Source organism: Arthrobacter sp. 01T428 (genome assembly GCF_056398685.1).
On sequence record NZ_JBFTPW010000002.1, the window covers coordinates 251,358 to 268,896 of the forward strand.

19 protein-coding genes are annotated in these 17,539 nt (G+C 63.8%); 8 read left to right on the top strand and 11 right to left on the bottom strand.

Features of this window, described 5'->3' with window-relative positions; translation table 11 throughout:
* Window positions 1-4: 4 nt before the first annotated feature.
* Complete coding sequence (locus tag AC1DJB_RS05240; RefSeq protein WP_306960174.1) at window positions 5-448, bottom strand: pyridoxamine 5'-phosphate oxidase family protein; 444 nt, start codon at window positions 446-448, stop codon at window positions 5-7.
* Between the two features lie 343 nt (window positions 449-791).
* Between AC1DJB_RS05240 and AC1DJB_RS05245 the strand changes: the two genes are divergently transcribed.
* The 5 genes from AC1DJB_RS05245 to AC1DJB_RS05265 all read left to right on the top strand — a co-directional run bounded on the left by AC1DJB_RS05245 (window position 792) and on the right by AC1DJB_RS05265 (window position 5,599).
* Window positions 792-1,499 (top strand): cytochrome b N-terminal domain-containing protein, encoded by a 708-nt coding sequence (locus AC1DJB_RS05245; protein ID WP_307053701.1) that lies wholly within the window; start codon window positions 792-794, stop codon window positions 1,497-1,499.
* Entirely contained in the window at window positions 1,496-2,449 is a 954-nt protein-coding gene (locus tag AC1DJB_RS05250) for a hypothetical protein (protein ID WP_307053700.1), read from the top strand. Before AC1DJB_RS05245 ends, AC1DJB_RS05250 begins: the two co-directional genes overlap by 4 nt.
* Before the next feature lie 78 nt (window positions 2,450-2,527).
* On the top strand, window positions 2,528-3,508 hold the full coding sequence (locus tag AC1DJB_RS05255) for an ABC transporter ATP-binding protein (RefSeq protein ID WP_284989227.1): 981 nt from the start codon (window positions 2,528-2,530) through the stop codon (window positions 3,506-3,508).
* A 1-nt stretch (window position 3,509) separates the two neighbouring features.
* Entirely contained in the window at window positions 3,510-5,132 is a 1,623-nt protein-coding gene (locus tag AC1DJB_RS05260; RefSeq protein WP_441437558.1) for an ABC transporter permease, read from the top strand.
* The gene (locus tag AC1DJB_RS05265) at window positions 5,129-5,599 is read left to right on the top strand and encodes a GbsR/MarR family transcriptional regulator (RefSeq protein ID WP_284989229.1); all 471 of its coding nucleotides are present in this window, start codon (window positions 5,129-5,131) and stop codon (window positions 5,597-5,599) included. Before AC1DJB_RS05260 ends, AC1DJB_RS05265 begins: the two co-directional genes overlap by 4 nt.
* A gap of 23 nt (window positions 5,600-5,622) precedes the next feature.
* Here the strand turns inward: AC1DJB_RS05265 and AC1DJB_RS05270 are convergent, their stop codons facing one another.
* Window positions 5,623-6,105 (bottom strand): DUF805 domain-containing protein, encoded by a 483-nt coding sequence (locus tag AC1DJB_RS05270; RefSeq protein WP_084784516.1) that lies wholly within the window; start codon window positions 6,103-6,105, stop codon window positions 5,623-5,625.
* A 258-nt stretch (window positions 6,106-6,363) separates the two neighbouring features.
* Here AC1DJB_RS05270 and AC1DJB_RS05275 point away from each other — a divergent pair, with 258 nt between their 5' ends.
* On the top strand, window positions 6,364-7,233 hold the full coding sequence (locus tag AC1DJB_RS05275) for a universal stress protein (RefSeq protein WP_441437559.1): 870 nt from the start codon (window positions 6,364-6,366) through the stop codon (window positions 7,231-7,233).
* A gap of 112 nt (window positions 7,234-7,345) precedes the next feature.
* On the opposite strand, the gene AC1DJB_RS05280 is transcribed toward AC1DJB_RS05275, so the two are convergent.
* The 6 genes from AC1DJB_RS05280 to AC1DJB_RS05305 form a co-directional block, all read right to left on the bottom strand.
* On the bottom strand, window positions 7,346-8,032 hold the full coding sequence (locus AC1DJB_RS05280; RefSeq protein WP_441437560.1) for a glycoside hydrolase family 25 domain-containing protein: 687 nt from the start codon (window positions 8,030-8,032) through the stop codon (window positions 7,346-7,348).
* 280 nt (window positions 8,033-8,312) lie between these two features.
* Window positions 8,313-8,882, bottom strand: coding sequence for an NAD(P)H-dependent oxidoreductase (locus tag AC1DJB_RS05285; protein ID WP_476910010.1), 570 nt, complete (start codon window positions 8,880-8,882; stop codon window positions 8,313-8,315).
* Between the two features lie 20 nt (window positions 8,883-8,902).
* Complete coding sequence (locus tag AC1DJB_RS05290; protein WP_284989233.1) at window positions 8,903-9,205, bottom strand: tautomerase family protein; 303 nt, start codon at window positions 9,203-9,205, stop codon at window positions 8,903-8,905.
* Between the two features lie 148 nt (window positions 9,206-9,353).
* Entirely contained in the window at window positions 9,354-10,313 is a 960-nt protein-coding gene (locus AC1DJB_RS05295; protein ID WP_476910011.1) for a GlxA family transcriptional regulator, read from the bottom strand.
* 649 nt (window positions 10,314-10,962) lie between these two features.
* Entirely contained in the window at window positions 10,963-12,273 is a 1,311-nt protein-coding gene (dctA, locus tag AC1DJB_RS05300; RefSeq protein WP_284989235.1) for a C4-dicarboxylate transporter DctA, read from the bottom strand.
* 57 nt (window positions 12,274-12,330) lie between these two features.
* The gene (locus tag AC1DJB_RS05305) at window positions 12,331-13,470 is read right to left on the bottom strand and encodes a PrpF domain-containing protein (RefSeq protein ID WP_306960195.1); all 1,140 of its coding nucleotides are present in this window, start codon (window positions 13,468-13,470) and stop codon (window positions 12,331-12,333) included.
* Window positions 13,471-13,598: 128 nt separating this feature from the next.
* On the opposite strand from AC1DJB_RS05305, the gene AC1DJB_RS05310 reads away from it, so the two are divergent.
* Window positions 13,599-14,534: a LysR family transcriptional regulator gene (locus AC1DJB_RS05310; RefSeq protein WP_307053383.1), complete on the top strand. Its 936-nt coding sequence runs from the start codon at window positions 13,599-13,601 to the stop codon at window positions 14,532-14,534.
* A 230-nt stretch (window positions 14,535-14,764) separates the two neighbouring features.
* Here the strand turns inward: AC1DJB_RS05310 and AC1DJB_RS05315 are convergent, their stop codons facing one another.
* Together AC1DJB_RS05315 and AC1DJB_RS05320 are read right to left on the bottom strand one after the other, a co-directional pair.
* Window positions 14,765-15,682 carry a CPBP family intramembrane glutamic endopeptidase gene (locus AC1DJB_RS05315; protein WP_059389017.1) on the bottom strand — a complete coding sequence of 306 codons (918 nt, stop codon included), beginning with the start codon at window positions 15,680-15,682 and terminating at the stop codon, window positions 14,765-14,767.
* A 52-nt stretch (window positions 15,683-15,734) separates the two neighbouring features.
* The gene (locus AC1DJB_RS05320; RefSeq protein WP_306960200.1) at window positions 15,735-16,250 is read right to left on the bottom strand and encodes a hypothetical protein; all 516 of its coding nucleotides are present in this window, start codon (window positions 16,248-16,250) and stop codon (window positions 15,735-15,737) included.
* Window positions 16,251-16,302: 52 nt separating this feature from the next.
* Between AC1DJB_RS05320 and AC1DJB_RS05325 the strand changes: the two genes are divergently transcribed.
* Window positions 16,303-16,977 carry a TetR/AcrR family transcriptional regulator gene (locus tag AC1DJB_RS05325; protein WP_441438027.1) on the top strand — a complete coding sequence of 225 codons (675 nt, stop codon included), beginning with the start codon at window positions 16,303-16,305 and terminating at the stop codon, window positions 16,975-16,977.
* Window positions 16,978-17,078: 101 nt separating this feature from the next.
* Here AC1DJB_RS05325 and AC1DJB_RS05330 read toward each other — a convergent pair whose 3' ends face one another.
* On the bottom strand, window positions 17,079-17,396 hold the full coding sequence (locus AC1DJB_RS05330) for a MerR family transcriptional regulator (RefSeq protein WP_059389020.1): 318 nt from the start codon (window positions 17,394-17,396) through the stop codon (window positions 17,079-17,081).
* Between the last annotated feature and the right edge of the window lie 143 nt (window positions 17,397-17,539).

A 17,539-nucleotide genomic window follows, 5' to 3' on the forward strand; every position in this document is an offset into this window, starting at 1 on the left:
TTGTTCAGTACAAGTCGCCAGGGGCCAGCTCGTCGTTTTCCGGGCCCCGGTGAATCCGTCTCCCGGTGATGGACGTCGGGACGATTTCAACGAACACCCGCTTCTTTGTGGAGGTCAATTGTTGGCGGGGAATCCTTTCGGCGGCTTCAATCTCGGCACCGGATTCAAGTTGCCGCGCCTTGCCTTTAACTACGACGCTCCAGACGGATTGGCTACCGACCCCGTCAGTTTCCAACGCAACTTTGTCATTGATCGTGAGCGCGAATAGCTTCTCCCCTGGATTTGTCCGGAGGAGGATCTTCCCGTCGTGGGCAACGAAATTGATCGGATAGATCTCAGGTTCGTTGGCGATGCTCAATGCCAACCGCCCCAACGTCGCACCCAAAAGGATATTCCAGCATTCTTCCTCGTTCAGGACTTCCACGGGGTTTGCGGTATCCGGTGACATGGCGGGTCCTTTCGATGGTCGGCAATCCAAGCCCTTCCAGCATGCATGCGGCCGGCGCTATCCAATAGGGCCCTTGGACCCGTGTCTGTTGGCCGGCAAGCTTGTAGCGTCATGCATAGGAAGGCTTCCCATAGAAGGTTCGTCTTTCATCGAAAGAGGCCGTGATGCTCGGAATAAGGATGCTCGGAATACACCAGGCGGATGCCGGAATGCCGGATACCGGAATCTATTTCCAGTGGGGTGACTTCCTGATCCAATTCGGCAATCTGGTGGTCATTGCCACGATGGTCGTGCTATTCATTCTCGCCTTGGTGATTCCGTTTCCACACGGTAGGAAACGGAAATGACTGCCGACCACGGCCCGGTTTCGACTACCGACGACGGCGAACCACGATTCTCCACTTGGACAGGAAAGGCCCGGGGCTGGGCGTTGCGCCGGCTACCGCCGGACAAGCTGCTTCCTGAAGGCCAGCCGAGTTTCGTGTCGTCCTGGATTTACGTCTTCGGCATGGGCGCCGTTGCCGCGTTCGTCTACATCCTCGCTTCGGGCGCTGTGCTGGCCCTGAATGGGCCCACGTGGTTCCATGCCTCGGCCTTAGGGCGTTTCATTAACAGCACCCATCTGTGGAGCGTTGAACTGTTCTTCATGTTCATGGTGATCCACCTCTGGGGCAAATTCTGGATGGCCGCCTGGCGGGGCGGGCGCGTGCTGACCTGGATCACCGGGATGGTCGCGTTCGTCGTCTCGATCGTGACCGCCTTTACCGGTTACCTGCTTCAAAGCAATTTCGACTCGCAGTGGATCGCCTTCCAAGCCAAAGACGCCCTTAACGCCGTCGGTGTGGGCGCATGGTTCAACGTCGCCGATCTGGGCCAGATACTCATGTGGCACATCACGCTCCTCCCACTGGCCGTGGCCGTCGTTGTCGCCCTCCATGTTGTTCTCGTGCGGATGCACGGCGTGGTGCCCCCGTTGGAGGCTGCCGAATCTGACGCCCAGCTACGCTCACCAGCGCCAAACCCGGCAACTGACAGCGAGGACAAAAAGTGACCAAATCCCCAGCGTCAACCTCGTGGCGCACGCGAAACGACATCGCCAGCAGGCCATGGCCCGGCACGACGCGCGAATATGACCTGTTCAAGGAACTTGTTGTTGGGCTGGTGGTTGTTGGCTTGCTTGTCCTGGGACTCTCAGCGGTTTTCAGCTCGCCGGACGAACCAACGGTTACCCTGAAGTCCTGGGCCATGGCCGACCCTGCGGACTTCGTGGCGACAGCCACCACGGAACTCGGGGGCACCAGCGGCACCGCGGGATATGGGCCGCCCTACAACTCGACGCCCGATGCCACCCAAAAACTCGGACCGATCGACCTGCAGAGCCTTTCCGGCGTACGGCTTCCGATCGACACCGCCAACGACTTCATCATCGGCCCGCTCCAAACCCTACCGAACCCTCCGGCGGCCATCGACGAATGGACCAAGGCAAGCGACGCCCAACACGCTGCCTGGACCACCGCGTACGGGGATGCACTCAGCAAAGCCCCGGACAACGACCCGGCGAAGGTTCCGCCCGGCGACTACGGCCCGGTACCCGCCCTCACCGGAGCCCTTCTGGCCATGGCGCAGCAAGGGACCCTTGATCCGGTCCTGGGCGCAAAGGGTTCGTTCTACAACACCGATTACAAAGCCAGCATCTTGTTCCTCGGCGACGGCACCTACTTCCCTGGCCTCGCCGACGCCCAGCATCTGACAGGCGACCAGTGGGGAATGATGAATGAAACCGGCAACTACCCCGGCCAGTCGTGGCTGTGGCTCTTCTCGGCCCTCTACCAAGTGGAACCCTTGAAATCATCGCCAGACGCAGATGTCCTCGTCGTGTTTTCCATGGTGATCTTGACACTCCTCCTCACCCTGGTGCCCTTCATCCCCGGGCTCAGGTCATTGCCTCGCCGCATCCCCGTGCACCGCCTGATCTGGCGGGACTACTACAAGCACCGCTAGGCCAACGCGCGAACTGCACCGGAATACAAGGGCCTTTAGGCTATTCAAAACTTTGTGAAAACTGCGTACCTTTGTGTCATGGACACCGTGATCCAGACTGTCGATTTGCACAAGAACTTCGGGCGCGTCAAAGCGCTCGACGGCCTCGACCTCGAGGTCCACAAGGGCGAGATCCACGGCTTCCTCGGGCCGAACGGCGCGGGGAAGACCACCACGCTACGTATCCTTCTCGGTCTGGCCCGGCCGTCGTCGGGCAGCGCGAGCGTCCTGGGCATGCATCCCTGGGCAGACGCCGTCGAACTTCACCGGCGCGTCGCGAGCATCCCGGGAGACGTGAGCCTCTGGCCCAACCTCTCTGGCGGCGAGGCCATCGACCTCCTCTCCCGCCTCCGCGGGGGCGGCGTGGACCATGCTGCCTTCAAAGAGCGCAAGCATCACCTCTGCGAACTCTTCGACTTCGACCCGGGCAAGAAGGGCCGCGCCTACTCGAAGGGAAACCGCCAGAAGGTCGCGCTCATCTCGGCCCTCGTCATGGACGCCGAGTTGTATCTCCTCGACGAGCCGACGAGCGGTCTTGACCCGCTCATGGAGGCAGTCTTCACGCGCGAGATCCGGCGGATCGTGCACGAGAACGGCGCCACAGTCCTGCTCTCAAGCCACATCCTCTCCGAAGTCGAGCAGCTCGCCAACCGCGTAAGCATCATCCGCGCCGGCCGGATCGTCGACGGGGGCACACTCGACGCACTGCGCCACCTCACGCGCACGGAAATCTCGTTCGCGCAGGACAGTGTTGACACCCACGCACTGGACACGCTGTCGCAGGTCCACGATCTCACCGTGGCCGACGGGCGCGTCAAGTTCGGCGCCGATTCCGATCGCGTCCACGAGGTCCTGCCGCTTCTGGGCAGCCTCGGGGTCAAAGGCCTGCTCATCGCTCCGCCGTCGCTCGAAGAACTCTTCCTGCGCCACTACGGCGACACGGTCGCCCCGCCTGCCCTGCAGGCAGCGGACGACGGCGGCAGCCACCATAGGCGCCACCGCGCCGCGGCGGGAGCCTGAGATGGGCGCATTGTGGATCCTTTACCGGCACCGCTTGCGCAGGGACCGCTGGCAGGTGATTGTCTGGGTCCTCTCGATCGGAATGCTCGCACTATTCGCCGTCGCGGCCATAGCGAAGACCTTCGGCGACGACGCGACGCGCGCGCAGGTGCTTCAGCTCGCGACCGCGGCTCCCGCGATCCTTGTGCTGCGCGGCCTCCCCCGCGGTCCGGCGCTCGATTCGTTCACGTTCTTCGAAATCTTCGCGTTCCTGGGCGTCCTTGCCGGACTCATGAATACATTCATGGCCGTCCGGCACACCCGGGCAGAAGAGGAATCAGGGCGGGCCGAGCTCGTGTCCGCGACGGCCGCCGGACGGTGGGCCCCGCTCGGAGCCACTGTCCTTCACGGCGCGGTGGCCAACGTGCTCATGGCCGTCGCTACGGCACTCGGCTTCACGGCCGGAGGGCTTGACCCGGCCGGCTCGCTTTTGGCCGGTTTCGCGACGGGCGCCGTGGGCTTCGCCTTCCTCGGCGTGGGCCTGCTGGCCTCCGAGTTCTTCAGCACATCGCGGGGGGCCAACGGCATCTCGTCGGCCATCGTGATGCTCGCGTACCTGCTGCGCGGGTTCGGCGACGCCACCGGACAGGTCAGCCCCGACGGGACGACCATGACGGCCGCATGGCCGAGCTGGATCTCCCCCATTGGCTGGGGCCAACAAACCTTCGCCTACACAGGCAACCGATGGTGGCCATTGCTCCTTCCCCTCGCACTCTGGGCGGCGTGCACCGCCGTCGTCGTTGCCGTCATGGCGCGCCGTGACGTCGGCGCGAGCGTGCTCGCAGGGCGATCCGGACGAGCCGACGCCCGGCCCTGGCTGCGCGGAAGTTTCTCGCTCGCCCTACGCCTGCAGCAGGGAGCAATCATCGGCTGGTGCATAGGCGGCCTAGCGATGGGCCTGGTCACGGGCTCGCTTGGTTCCGCAATCCAGTCCTCCATCACCTCCAACCCCCAAATCACGGCCGTCCTCCGCGGCATGATCGAAGCACAGGGCACGTCAATGACCCAGCTCCTCGTCGCGGCGCTGTTCGAGGTAGCCGGAATACTTGCCGCGGTGTGCGGTCTGCAGGCCGTTCTTCGCCTCCGACAGGAGGAGGTGGCCGGAACCGCCGAGCCCGTGGTGTCCGAGGCCGTGGGCCGGATGCGCTGGCTGGGCAGCTTCGTCGGACTCGGCGCCGTCTCGGTCGTGCTTGTCATGGGGTTCACCGCCCTCGGGGCCTGGGTCTCCCTGGTAGCCTCCGGGGACACCTCGAGTGCAGTCGGCGAGGTCTGGCAAACCGCCGTCGACCAGCTTCCCGCAGCACTCATCTACCTTGCGCTGCCCGCCGCAGTGTTTGTTGTCTGGCCCCGTGCCACGGTCCCTGCCGGGTGGGCGCTTCTGGGCGTCGGCGTCGTCCTCGGGATCTACGGCGGCATGCTCGGCCTTGACCAGAAGGTCCGCGACCTCTCACCGTTTACCCACAGCCCCGTCACCACCAGCAGCGGGACCGACTGGAGCGGCGGGTTCTGGATGCTCGGCATTGCCGCGGTCCTCACGGCATTCTCGCTCGTGGCCGTGCGCCGCCGGGAGGTAGGCACGGCGTGACAGATCCCGGCAGCAAGCGTATGCCCGACTCCGCCGAGACGTCCGCGGCCGTACTCACGGCCGCGGGCTTCCCCAAGATGCCGGCCCGCGCCCTCATGGCCCTTGTGGTCTCTGACGACGGCTCGCTGACTGCGGCCGAACTCTCCGAGATACTGGGCGCGAGCGCCGCCGCCGTCTCCGGCTCCGTGCGGTACCTGCAGACCGTCGGATTCGTGCATCGGGTCTCTCAACCCGGCAGCCGCCGTGACCGCTACGCCCTCCCCGACAACGCGTGGTACGTCGCTTCCCTTCGGCAGAACCCCGTGTACAAGCGCCTTGCTGACCTCGCCGACTCCACTGCTTCAAGCCTCCCGGAGGGGTCAGCGGCGAAGGCCCGGGTGGACGAGATGGGCGCCTTCTACCGTTTCCTCATGACCCGGCTGCCCGGGCTCCTCGATGAGTGGGAACACACGCGGGTCAGGGCCTAGGCTCCCCGGACATTGCCTGAGTCTCAAGCCTGGGGCGGGTACGGCTGCGGCGGGTTCGGCGGATACGGCGGCGGAGAGGCCTGCACCATTCGGTCGAAGCGCTGACCACTGGGATTGGCCGGCAGGAGCACAAACACGAGCAGTGCGATCCAACCGAGCACTGGGACCAGTGCGAGCAACAAGAAGAGCGCACTGAGATTCGCGTCGTGCAGGCGCCGCGCGGCCAAGGCGAGCGAAGGCACAATCGTCGCCAGGAACCACAGTCCGCCAAGTGCCGTCGAGGTGCTCGTGTTGCCGTTCCCTGTGGCCCCGGCCGCATTGATGACCCCTGAGACGACGGCTGAAGCGAGGAACCACCACCAATACTCACTGCGGCTCGCGCGGCCGTGGAAGATTGCGTACTTTTTCCAGAATCGTTTAACGGCCTCGATCGGCGGGGCTCCATAGTAGGGCAGTCCAAGCGGGACTCCACCCGGAGGAAAATTCTGGGGCTGATAGCTGGACATCATTCAAACCCTTCCATGCAGACTTATTCGACACCGGCATGCTAGAACCGGCAGGCCCGTCAGAACAGGGCACAAAGCCCCGCATCGGGCAACGGACACAGGCCAGGATCCGCGGGTGCGTTCGATCGCTGGCACGGTGCCCGCAAGAAGCTTCTCTTGCGGGACTTCCGGCACTGCCGGGCCGGGCCAAACGAGCAGAAAATGGTGCGCACAGCACCCGGACAGTGGGAGCCACATTTCATGGAGGCGGACTAAGTCATGAAAAAACCAATCGTTGTCGGCGTCGTTGACACCCAGGCGAGCCGGGCCGCGCTGGCTTGGGCAATGGACCGGGCGGCTCGACGGAAACTGCCGGTGCTGCTCGTTCACTCGGTCGACAGTCGATGGCTCGACGAATCAGTTAGTACGAACGAGGTGGTCAGAACCGCAGCAAACGAGCTGCTGAGCAAAACCGCGGCATATGCAGGCGAATTGGAGCCATCGGTCCAGATAAAGACCGTGCTTTTCTCCGGTAGCCCCGGGCAGGCGCTCAGGAAGCACTCGAAAGGGGCCTCGATGGTTGTCATCGGAACCGGGCACAACTGGCCTGGAGGACCCGTCGCTGACAGGGCGCTGCAGATCGCCGCCGTCGCCGTGTGCCCTGTGGCAGTAGTCGGGGAGCAGGACATGACGGGGCGCCGCGGCATCGTGGTCGGCGCTGACGGTTCCGAAGAGTCTACCCAAGCGGTTTCCTTCGCGGCCGAAGAAGCGGACAAGGACAGCCAGGAGCTGACAGTGGTCCACGCCGTCCTCGCGCCGCCGCTCATTCAACGCGTGATGCCGGCGAGCGACGTTGCCGAGACTGTCTTGGAAGAAGAACGAATTGTCCTCGCCGAGACCGTCGCGGGTCTGGCCGAAAACTATCCCGACATGGTTGTCCATCAGGCTCTGGTGTCCAACAACGAACCGGCGGAAGCACTCCTGGACGCCGCCGCCAATGCCACACTGCTGGTGCTGGGAAGCCGTGGAAGGGGCAGCTTCAAACGCCTCCTCATGGGATCGACTGCCCACACCGTACTCAGGTCCCTGCCCTGCCCAACCGTCATTACCCGGGTGCGGCGGGTGAAACTCACAGGGTTAAACGGCTAGCCCAGTCACGGACCGCTTCCCGCTCCGATAGCTACTCAAGCGACTCCAGCTCTTCCCCTTATTGATCCAATAGGCCCGCCGATCCTCTGCCGGGCGGCGCGCCCGAAGACTGCTAGCGCAAGAAGTCCGGGTTGAAGGAGTTGAGGTCGACCTGGATTCCGCCGATGTCCTGGCCGAGTTTTTGCTGGACACCGACACGCATGTTCCCCGGCACGTTCCAGCCGCCGTATGAAACGGGCGCGGGCGAAAGAAGGTCCGGAGTCCAATGCGCGTAGTCGAAGTCATGGAAATCCCCGTCCCACAGCGGAAGATCCGAGAACTCGCTGCTGTCGCCCATTATCAAGGGCCAGTGCGTGTGAATGCCGTAGACAATGGGCCGCACGCCCATGTCCCGGACACCGTCAACCATGTTCCTGGTAATGGGCGGTTCGCCTAGCTCGACGTCCAGTGCAAAGAACTCCAGCTGCTCGCGGTACGGACCGGTGGCCTCTATGCCGCCCTCCCAGCATTCCGGGTTGCGGGTGTAGACGGCAATCCTGAGTCCGGCGTCCAGCGCCATCTTGAGCTGCGTTTGTGTCCGGTCCCATGGAGTGCAGGTCCCCCACGCGGTTGAATGCATCACGTACAGCCGGAAGCCCGCGTTGTAGGCACTGACGAACCAGCCCGGGTCGGTGATGGTGGCGGTGGTGTCCAGGACTTTCACCGACGGTTCCGCCGAATGCGCCGCGGGGGCATCGAGGGCGCCGGCCACGGCCAGGAGCGAGGCCAACACCACTGTCAGTATCTTCCTCTTTTTCATCGGGTCTCCCGGATGGTCCTCTCGCACAGTGTAGGACTCCCGGGTCTGAAGAGGAATAGCCCGCCGTTTGGCGGGAGTCGAGGCCCGCGCCAGCCTGCCGCACAGCTACATTAGGTTCAACTGGAGACCGCCGCGCGCGGCGCGCTTCCACGGTTGCGGAACCACATTGCAGCGGGCCCAAGGGGCCTTGTACTCCTTCACAATCCGAAGCGTCACAATCATGAACCCTCGGACGAACATTGCCAACAGCAATTTGCCCGTCCCACCCGCATCCTAGGAATTAGCCGGTTCGAAGCAGTGTAGTTTCCAAAGACTGGTGCTCCTCGCCCGCTTCCATGAGCAGCTGATGAAAGCTACTTCGAAGGCGCTGAATGCCGGCGTCGTCCAAGTCCCGGACTCCGTGGATGACCAGCGGTTCCTGCCAGTCCATCCCGAGTCGCCGTGCTGTGGCTTTTAGCGGGACAAGCATTGCTTCGTACTCCCAGCCGTGGAGGCCGTTGGGACCGTACCCGTCGAAGGCGCCGCCGGTCGTGGTGACAACGCGGAGCGTCTTACCGGCCAGGGCTCCTGGAGTGCCGGTCCCGTAGGCCCAACCGCGGGTCAGGACCTCGTCCAGCCAGCGTTTGAGAATCGACGGCATGGCGTACCAATAGGTGGGGTATTGCAGCACGATGTGGGCAGCCCCCGCGATCGCGTCCTGTTCGGCTTGGATATCAATGGAGCCCGTCCCATACAGCTCGGAAAGGACGCGGATGTGAACATCCTGAATGGACTTTGACTCCTCGAGTAATGCGGCGTTGATGCGAGAACTGCGGAGGTCCGGGTGGCCGACGATAAGTACCGTCTTCATGCTGTGCTCCAACGACTCACTCACTTTTCCTGCACAGGTGCTTTCTGTGCCAGTTCCGGTCGAGTAACCGGGTGACCGTCGATGGACTCGTAAAGGCTCTTGGAGCGGGCAAGGCCGTCCATCAGGCTGGCCGGTCCCCTGAAAGGCAGACCACCGATGTGCCAACCGTCTGTGTGCAGTTCCTCAATGAGGACCCAGACCACCTCGCGGAAAGCTTCAGATCCTTCGAACTTCACCATGACGTCCGTGAGCGCTGCGGCCATCCGGTGCTTTTCATCTTCCGTGAAGACGCCGTCGACGAGCTTGACATTTACGAACGGCATTGCGTTCTCCTCTTTGTAGGTGCTCCGGATTGCCCGGATATACCAAGCTTTGACCACGGGCGGCGTCGGCGGACCCGCGAATGCCGTCAATCACCCCACAGATACCGTCAGGGTGTGTCGGAGGCAGGCAGCGAGGTCCAGGGAACCGTCAGGGCCGGCACAGGAGGCGTTCCAGATAGAGCGAGGGACTCATTCCGATCTTCTGCGTGAAGACCCGCCTCATCGTCTCAGCACTTCCAAATCCGCTTGCGGCTGCCGCAGCGGCGACGGTGGTTCCCCTCTGGAGCATTGCCTGGGCCGCTTCGATCCGAACCGTTTCGACGTATCGACCAGGGCTGGTGTTGGTTCCCTCTTGAAAGAGCCGCGCAAGGCTACTGGCGCTGAGATTCGTCATGGCAGCCATGGCGTCAATCGAGTAATCCGCGCCGGGATCGGCCGTAATGCGGTCCAACAGCTTTCTGAGGACGTGGTCCCGCGGAACGCCCACCCGGACGGCGACAGAGTGCTGGGATTGCCCTCCCGGCCGTTGATTGAAAATGACCATTTGACGGACCACGGCCCGGGCAACGTCAGGTCCGTAGTCCTCCTCGACCATGAACAACGCCAGATCCACCCCGGAACTGATGCCCGCCGAGGTGATGATCGAACCGTCCTGCACGAACAACGCATCAGGCACGACATGCACCAGCGGATATGACCTCCTGAACCGTTCGACCTGGGTCCAATGAGTGGTCGCGTTCCGGTAGTTCAGCAAGCCCCCGTGTGCCAGGAGAAACGCACCGGTACAGACGGAAGCGATCCGCCCGGCGTCATTCGTTAGATGGGAAACCGCCTCGACGAGTCCCTCCTCGAAAGGCTTGGACACCATCCCGTAGGCACCCGGAACGATCACGGTGTCCAAGACGCCCGTCTCTCCGGCTGCGGCCTCAGCGGTCAAATAGTGTCCGTTGGAAGCACGCTTGGCACGGCCATCGCTGGAAACCAAGACAGTGTCGTAGCGGGCCCCAAAAGCATTCGCATGATGAAACACATCAGCAGGCCCGGCAACATCGATCATTGTCACGCTGTCATGGATCAAGAACCCGATAGCCCGACTTCGATCACTCACTTCTCACCCTGGTCTTTCCAAAATGTCGTGCGCAGCTCCGATCCGCCTCTTGCGCGTCAAAGCCGCGGAACTGTACGCCGACGGAAACTTTGTTGTTTAGATACTCAAATTATTTCCGTTTTGGTTTCTATGGATTCAATGATTGCTTCGGGGCCGGTTCTTAAATTGTAGGTCTCAAAACCACTGGATTAGCAGCGGATGCGGAACCCCCGTTTCCTTGAGAAATCGATGCTTCCGGAAGGTCACAAGCGATTACTCAGAAAGCTGGTCCCGCCTGGGCACGGCCACGCCGAGACCAATCCTGGTGCATGTCGGCCGCTAATTGCCTTCTCCGCCCTGCTGTTCTTCTCGCGGAAACGCCGGTCGTGTCGCGGGAGGGGACGTGGCGGGGAGCAGTGGTTCTTCTCCCCGCCACGTTGGCACCGGAACCGGTCCTGCGCCCGACTGTCGGGTTACCTGTTGCGATGGATTACAGGGCCGGTGCCCGGTGCGGCTTGGTGGAGGACCCGCGATTCTTGGTTTTTGGAGCTCCGACGGGTCCTTGATGTGTGCATAGCATTGGCGGCTCGTCGACGAATCCATGCCAGCTAAAGGCTGGTGGGCCTCGCGGGTGTGATCAGGTTTGGATCCCGCCTGGCTGGGCGTACCCTCAGTGTGCCAGCACGGGTTCGCTGAGCTGGAGCTTTTCCGCCTCGGTCTGCACGAAGCCTGCCTGGAGCTCGGCACGGAGTTTGTCGGTGTCGAGTGCGTGCTGCCACTTGGCGATGGCGACGCAGGAGACGATGTTGGCGACCGTGCTGGTGAGGGCGCGGGCTTCGCTCATGAAGCGGTCGATGCCGACGATGAGTGCCACGCCGGCAACGGGCAGCGTGGGCATGACCGTCAGAGTGGCGACGAGGGCGACGAAGCCGCTGCCTGTCACGCCCGCGGCACCCTTGGAGGTCAGGAGCATCATTCCGAGCATGAGGAGGATCTGGTCCCAGCCCAGGTGGATGTCGCAGGCCTGGGCGATGAACATCGAGGAGAGCGTGAGATAGACCGCCGTGCCGGTGAGGTTGAAGGAGTAGCCTGTCGGGACGACGAGCCCGACCACACCGCGGTCGCAGCCGAGGCGCTCGAGCTTGGAGAGCAGGCGCGGAAGGACGGGTTCGCTCGAGGACGTGGCGAGGACGATCAGGAACTCGTCGCGGAAGTAGCGCAGAATCCGCCAGAGACTGAAACCGGTGAGCTTCGCCAGGATTCCGAGGACGACGACCACGAAGACGATGCACGCGGCGTAGAAGGCGAGGATCAGCATCCCGAGGTTGCCGATGGAATGGGCTCCGTACTTGCCGACCGTGAACGCCATGGCCCCGAACGCCCCGATGGGAGCGACCTTCATGAGGAAGCCGAACACGACGAACAGCAGCTTGTTGAAGCTGTTGACAACGTTGAGGGCCAGCTGGCCGGGTGCGCCGAGCCTGCTGAAGGCGAAGCCGCAAAGCAGTGCGATCACGAGCACGGGCAGGACCTCACCGTCGGCGAAGGCCCCGACGAAGCTGCTGGGGATGATGCTCATGACGAAGTCCACGGGGTTGCCGCTGGGCAGCTGGCTTGTGTACTTCGAGGCAACAGAGGTATCGAGGTGGGCTGGGTTGATGTGCATGCCCGCTCCCGGCTGGAAGAGCATGACCGCGCCCAGGCCGATGGCCAGGGCCACCGCCGTGAGCGCGTAGAACAAGCCCAGCGACCGCAGCAGGGTTGGGCCGACCTTCTTGGTGTCCGTCAGCGAGGTGATGCCGCTGACGATGGTGCAGAACACGATCGGCGCGATCATGAACTTCACGAGCTTCACGAAGCCGTCGCCGAGCGGCTTGAGGGAGGACCCGAGGTCCGGCCACAGCGCGCCCACGAGGATGCCGAGCCCGACGCCGATGAGTACCTGGACATACAAATGTCCGAGGATGGATTTGATCTTCATTGAACAACTTCCTGGGTGAGTGCCCCACCTAATGATGGCAGGGGCGGAATAAAGGGGCTAGGCCGTCAGGGCCACAGGCTGCGCGACGTCGATATCGGCGACGGCGAGATGGCGGGCCGCCCTGTGGAGGGCTACTTCGCTGACGTCCCCGTCGTCGTCCGTGACAACCTCGGTGGTGATGACACCGGCAGGTGTTCCGAGGCGCAGAAGCCTGCGCCCTTGGTGAGTTTCGAACGCCGGGGGCAGCACCTTCGCCACCACCGATCCCGGCAGGGCGGCTGCGAGGGAGACTGCAACGGCGGATGTCAGGCCGATGGCGGGGTGGGGTGCGAGCATCGAGAGCATGCGCACCCGCAGATCATGGGTATCGGCCGCGATCCTCGTTCCGTCGGCCGCAATGTAGTCACCGGGCGCTGCGACGACACCGACTTTCGGCACGGCATTCTGCGGAGGATCTTCAGGCTTCCTCAACCCCATCATCAGGCCTGCCGACGCCCGGGCTGCCACAAGCCTGGGCAGGTGCTCGGACAGGTTGCCGGTCATCACGGACAGATCGATGCCTGCCTCGTCCGCCGGAATCAGCACCGCAGGTGCCCCGGCGTCAATGAGAGTCGCCGTAAGAGTGGACCCAGCGGCCACGATCTGGTCTGCAGCGCTCCCCGTTGGAAGGACGGCTCCCGTGGTCCGCCCCCACGGGGCGTGGAACGAGAGGCTCACGGGAACACCCAGTGCCCTGCTGCCAGGAACACTGGCCAGGCCCGACGCCGGGATGCGGCCGCCGGGGGTCGCGACGGTGCCGCTCAGCACGGCTCCGGTGTTGAGGTTGCGCATCCTGACCCGGGTTGATCCCGACTGGGGAGTAACGATGCCCGACTGGACGGCGTACAGAGCGATCGCGGTGGCGCAGTTGCCGCAATTGGAACCAAGTTCCACCGTCGGGTTCCCGATCCCGACTTGGGCAAAGAGGTAGTCCAGGTCCGCCGGCCCGTCGGGAGTCGCCCGAACGACGGCCGCTTTCGACGTTGTCGAGGTGCCGCCGCCGACGCCGTCGAGCTGGCGGGGATCCGCTGCACCGAAAGCATCTGCCAGGAGGCTGCGGATCTGTTCGCGGCTCCCGGCGTGGAGGGCTACATCTTCGGCGTCGAAAAGCCAGCACTTGCTCGTGCCGCCCCGGTACCAGTGACCGCGGAGTTGCATGGTCCTCTTCCTTTACATGTCGTTCGTGTTGCACCTCACGGCGCCTGCTCCTTCTACGATCCACGCCACGAGAGTTGAGCACAATCACAGGATTCTCGACCACCATTCACTTTTGCTAAACTCAATGCATGGCCGACCTTGACCTGCACCGACTCCACCTGCTCCGCGAGGTGAGCCGTTCCGGCTCCCTGACGTCCGCCGCGACGGCCCTGTCCTTTACGACCTCAGCCGTCTCCCAGCAGATCGCCAAGCTTGAACACGAAGTGGGCGTCGCGCTGATCGACCGCCATCCACGGGGCGTCGTGCTCACCGATGCCGGTCAGGCGCTCCTCCGCTACGCGGAAGAAATCGACCGGACAATCGAAGCCGCCCGGGCCGAGATGGGCGAGTTCGCGGGGCTGAGGCGAGGCCAGCTGCACATGGGGACGTTCCCCACCGTCGGCGCCTCCCTCATGCCCGACGTCGTGCTCGCCTTCCGGGCCCGCCACCCTGACGTTGCGGTCACGGTGGTTAGTGCCCGTCGCGACGGCCTCCTCGAACGGCTGCGGCGCAGGGACATCGAACTAACGCTGCTCTGGGACTACCCGTGGGAGCGCATCGAGGACGAGGACCTGAACCTCGTCCCGCTCATGAAGGACCCCACCATGCTGCTCGTTCCAAGGGACCACCCCGTCGCCGCACTCCGCTCGGTTCGGATCGACGCGCTCAGCGACCAGCAATGGATCGTCCGCGACGAACACCCCGTGGCCGACGTCCTCCGGCGGGTCTGCCGCGACGCCGGCTTCGAACCGGCCATCGCCTTCGCAGCCAACGACTACCAGGAAACCCAAGGCATGGTCGCCGCCGGTATCGGCATCGCCCTGGCCCCGCGGCTCGCCCTGAGTGCACTCCGCCCCGACATCATCGCCGTTCCGCTCAACGGTTCACCGACCCGGCGGATCCTCCTCGCCCACCTCGCGAACCGCAGGCTCAGCCCGGCCGGACATCAGGCCGCGTCGGTGTTCCTGTCAACGGCGAAACGTTTGCAAGCCCCCGCACTCGCAGCGGGCAACCCTAGTTCGTGAGTCCCGTGCATCCATAACGCGCAGGTTCTCGCTCCCTGAGCCACCAAACTGAAAGCGTGCATCTGGCAGTTGGCCGGGCTAAGCCGAGATGACCGCCGCCTGGCGCCGTTGGAAGCCGGCTTCACCCCCGGTTCGATCAATAGACACCGGTGCCGCCCTGGTATAGCGGCCAAGGACCGCAATGGGACGCCAGGGAATCGATCCGGATCAGCGGAGACCCGCGGGGAGCGCTATGGGACGTAGGACAGGAAACCGAGGTAGATCGGTATGTCCGCGCCCGCGTGGAAAAGGGTAGAGGGAATGATGCTGCCCGAGCTGCGGGTGAGATAGCCGCCGATCAGGCCGAGTGGGAAGGCGAACAACACGATGAAGACGAGGCCGGAGGCCGTGTAGGTGACGCCTACGTGCCAGGACGCGAAGACTGCCGCCTGGATAGTCGTCGCCAGGTAGGGACCGAAGGCGATGTTCAGCCTGGACATCAGTAGTCCGCGGAACGTCAGCTCTTCCAGGAACCCGTTGGCGGCCGCCGCGACAAAGAGTGCAGGCGTCAGGCTGAGGTAACGGCCAAAATCGACGGCGCCGTGCACAGGCATGAAACGCGAGTGCGACAGCACTCCGAACGTGAGTACGTAGAAGGCGATGAGAGCGGCGATTCCGATCACGTAAGCCCTTCCGAACCGCCCCCAGCGGACGTAGACCGAGGCCAGCGAGCTCCTTGAGATCCAGACCACAAGTAGGACAGCGACGACGGTGAGCATCAGTTCGTCGAGCTCGATGATCACCGTAGCGGGAACCGTCGATGCCAGCGGGTTCCCGGCGACCGGGGGGCTGTGGAGAACCTGGCTTGCAAGGAAGCCCGGAACGTAGCGGTCAGCCAGGATGAACAGGGACATGCCGAAGAATGCCAGGGGTATCTCCCAGTACCTGTGCACAGCGGCATTTCGCCTCGCCAGCAGGGCGATGGCAAGCAAAGCGCCGGTGACGGCCAGACCGCAGACGAGCCGGGTGGCCTCATCCGGGACGTATCCGACCGAGACCGGCAGGAAACCGGCCACGACGCACGCGACTGCGAAGATCGCCTTCTGGCCCGGCATCAGCGGCCCACCCGTCGAGTCAAGCGCGCGTGCCGCTGAGGGCGATGACTCCATGTCCCCTCCTTGCCTCTTCCATTTCCGGCCACCGGGCTGCGACGGTCATGGCCTACCACTTCCGGTTGGAAGGGCGGACTATGGTTTCGTCAACATTGAGCCCCTTTGCCCGGGCCCAGATCACCGCGTTCTGGGCGGCGAACGTCACTGCCAGGGCCAGGAGCAGTTCGCCCACCACGAAACCCTGAGAGTGGTTGGCCGCGTAACCGAGGAACGCGAATGGCAACCGGATCACAATGAGCACCGCCCAGGTCACCAGGGTCATTGCCGTGCCCTTGACCATCACCCGGCCGGCATCGGGCCAAACCCGGAACGTCGTCCCCCGCCACAGACCGGCGCCCAATCCAATGACGAGGCCGACAACAAGGAGGACTACCCGGCCCCGGTCTGCAGCGAGCGACTGGCGGGCCAGCTGTTGGAGTCCGAAGAGGCCAAGGACCGCCGGCAGCAACACGAGCGGGCGAACCCTGAGCGGTTGCGCCATCATCTGCCGATAGAGGACAAAAGCGATGAGAGCCAGGTAAACCACGACATTCACCGCGAGGCCGACAAACTGGTCCGGGGGCATCCGCTCTCACCTCCAGGAGCGTATTACTTACCGTAAGTAGTACGATACCTCCATGCAGGACCCTGTCAAGACCCCGCGAAAACGGCGACCGCGCGGCTCCCTCACCCGGGAGCAGGTGGTCGAAGCCGCGCTGACACTGGCCGACGAGGAAGGTCTCGAGGCGCTCACCATGCCGATGCTGGCCCGCCGCCTCAACTGCGGAGTGATGACCACCTACGGCTATGTGAACGGCAAGGAAGATCTGCTCGATGCCATCGCCCAACGGGGTCTGCGAGACCTCCACCTCCCCCACCCGCTCCCCGATGACGTCGGGGCGATCCTGCATGCCTGGGGACGGGCACTACGCCTGAACCTGATCGAGCACCCGAGCCTACCGATGATCTTCCTCTCCCGGGCGGTGATCGGGCCCGGCTTCCTCCACGGGCTCGAGGCCCTCCTCGGACCGCTGGCCAGGGCCGGGATGCCCCCGGTGCAAGGCGTCCACGCGGTTTACGCCGTCCTCACCTATGCCACAGGTTTTGTGGCCTGGGAAATACCGCGCACACACCGGCAGCAACAAGCGACGTACGCGGCGAGTTGGCGGCGGGAAGTTGCCAAACTGCCTCCAGCCGAGGTTCCATTTCTCGCCGGCATCCTCGATGAGCTCCCAGAGGTCGCCGGCAAGAAGCAGTTCGAGCTCGGGCTGGCCGCCCTGACCGCCGGGCTTGCAATCACCCCCGGCAAGTGACCCCGGCCGCGCCACCCGCCATCTTTGCCTCGGGCCGGTCGCGGCGGCTCAGGCCATTTCATCGAATTCCCTCGATCATGGGGGCTCTTTCGCACTCGTCTTCACCCAGACCGGGGCCGGGCGGTGTCCCGGGTAGCGTTCGCGGACCTGAGTTCCGCCTCGAGGCGCCGGTTGTCGGCTTCGAGGACCAGGACCATCCGGACGCCAGCAAGGTTCAGCCCCAGCTCCAGCAGCTCACCAATCCGCCGCAATGTCACGAGATCGTTCTCGCTGTACTGACGGGTCCCGCCCAGGGTCCTGCCCGGTTCCAACAAGCCTTTGCGTTCATAGAGGCGCAGGTTCTGTTGCCCCGTTCCCACCAGCTCGGCGGCAACGGAAATCGCATACACGCCCCTCCCCCGATCGTCGGTCTGTCCCATCGGGCACCTCCAAAATCCGTCGAAAATCAGGCTTGCCCCGACCCCTGCGCAGTGCTATAAGAAATATATACCAGCCACCATAGATCGGCTGGGTTGACAACAAAAAAGCTGCGATCTGCAAGGAGTGACACACCATGCTGATG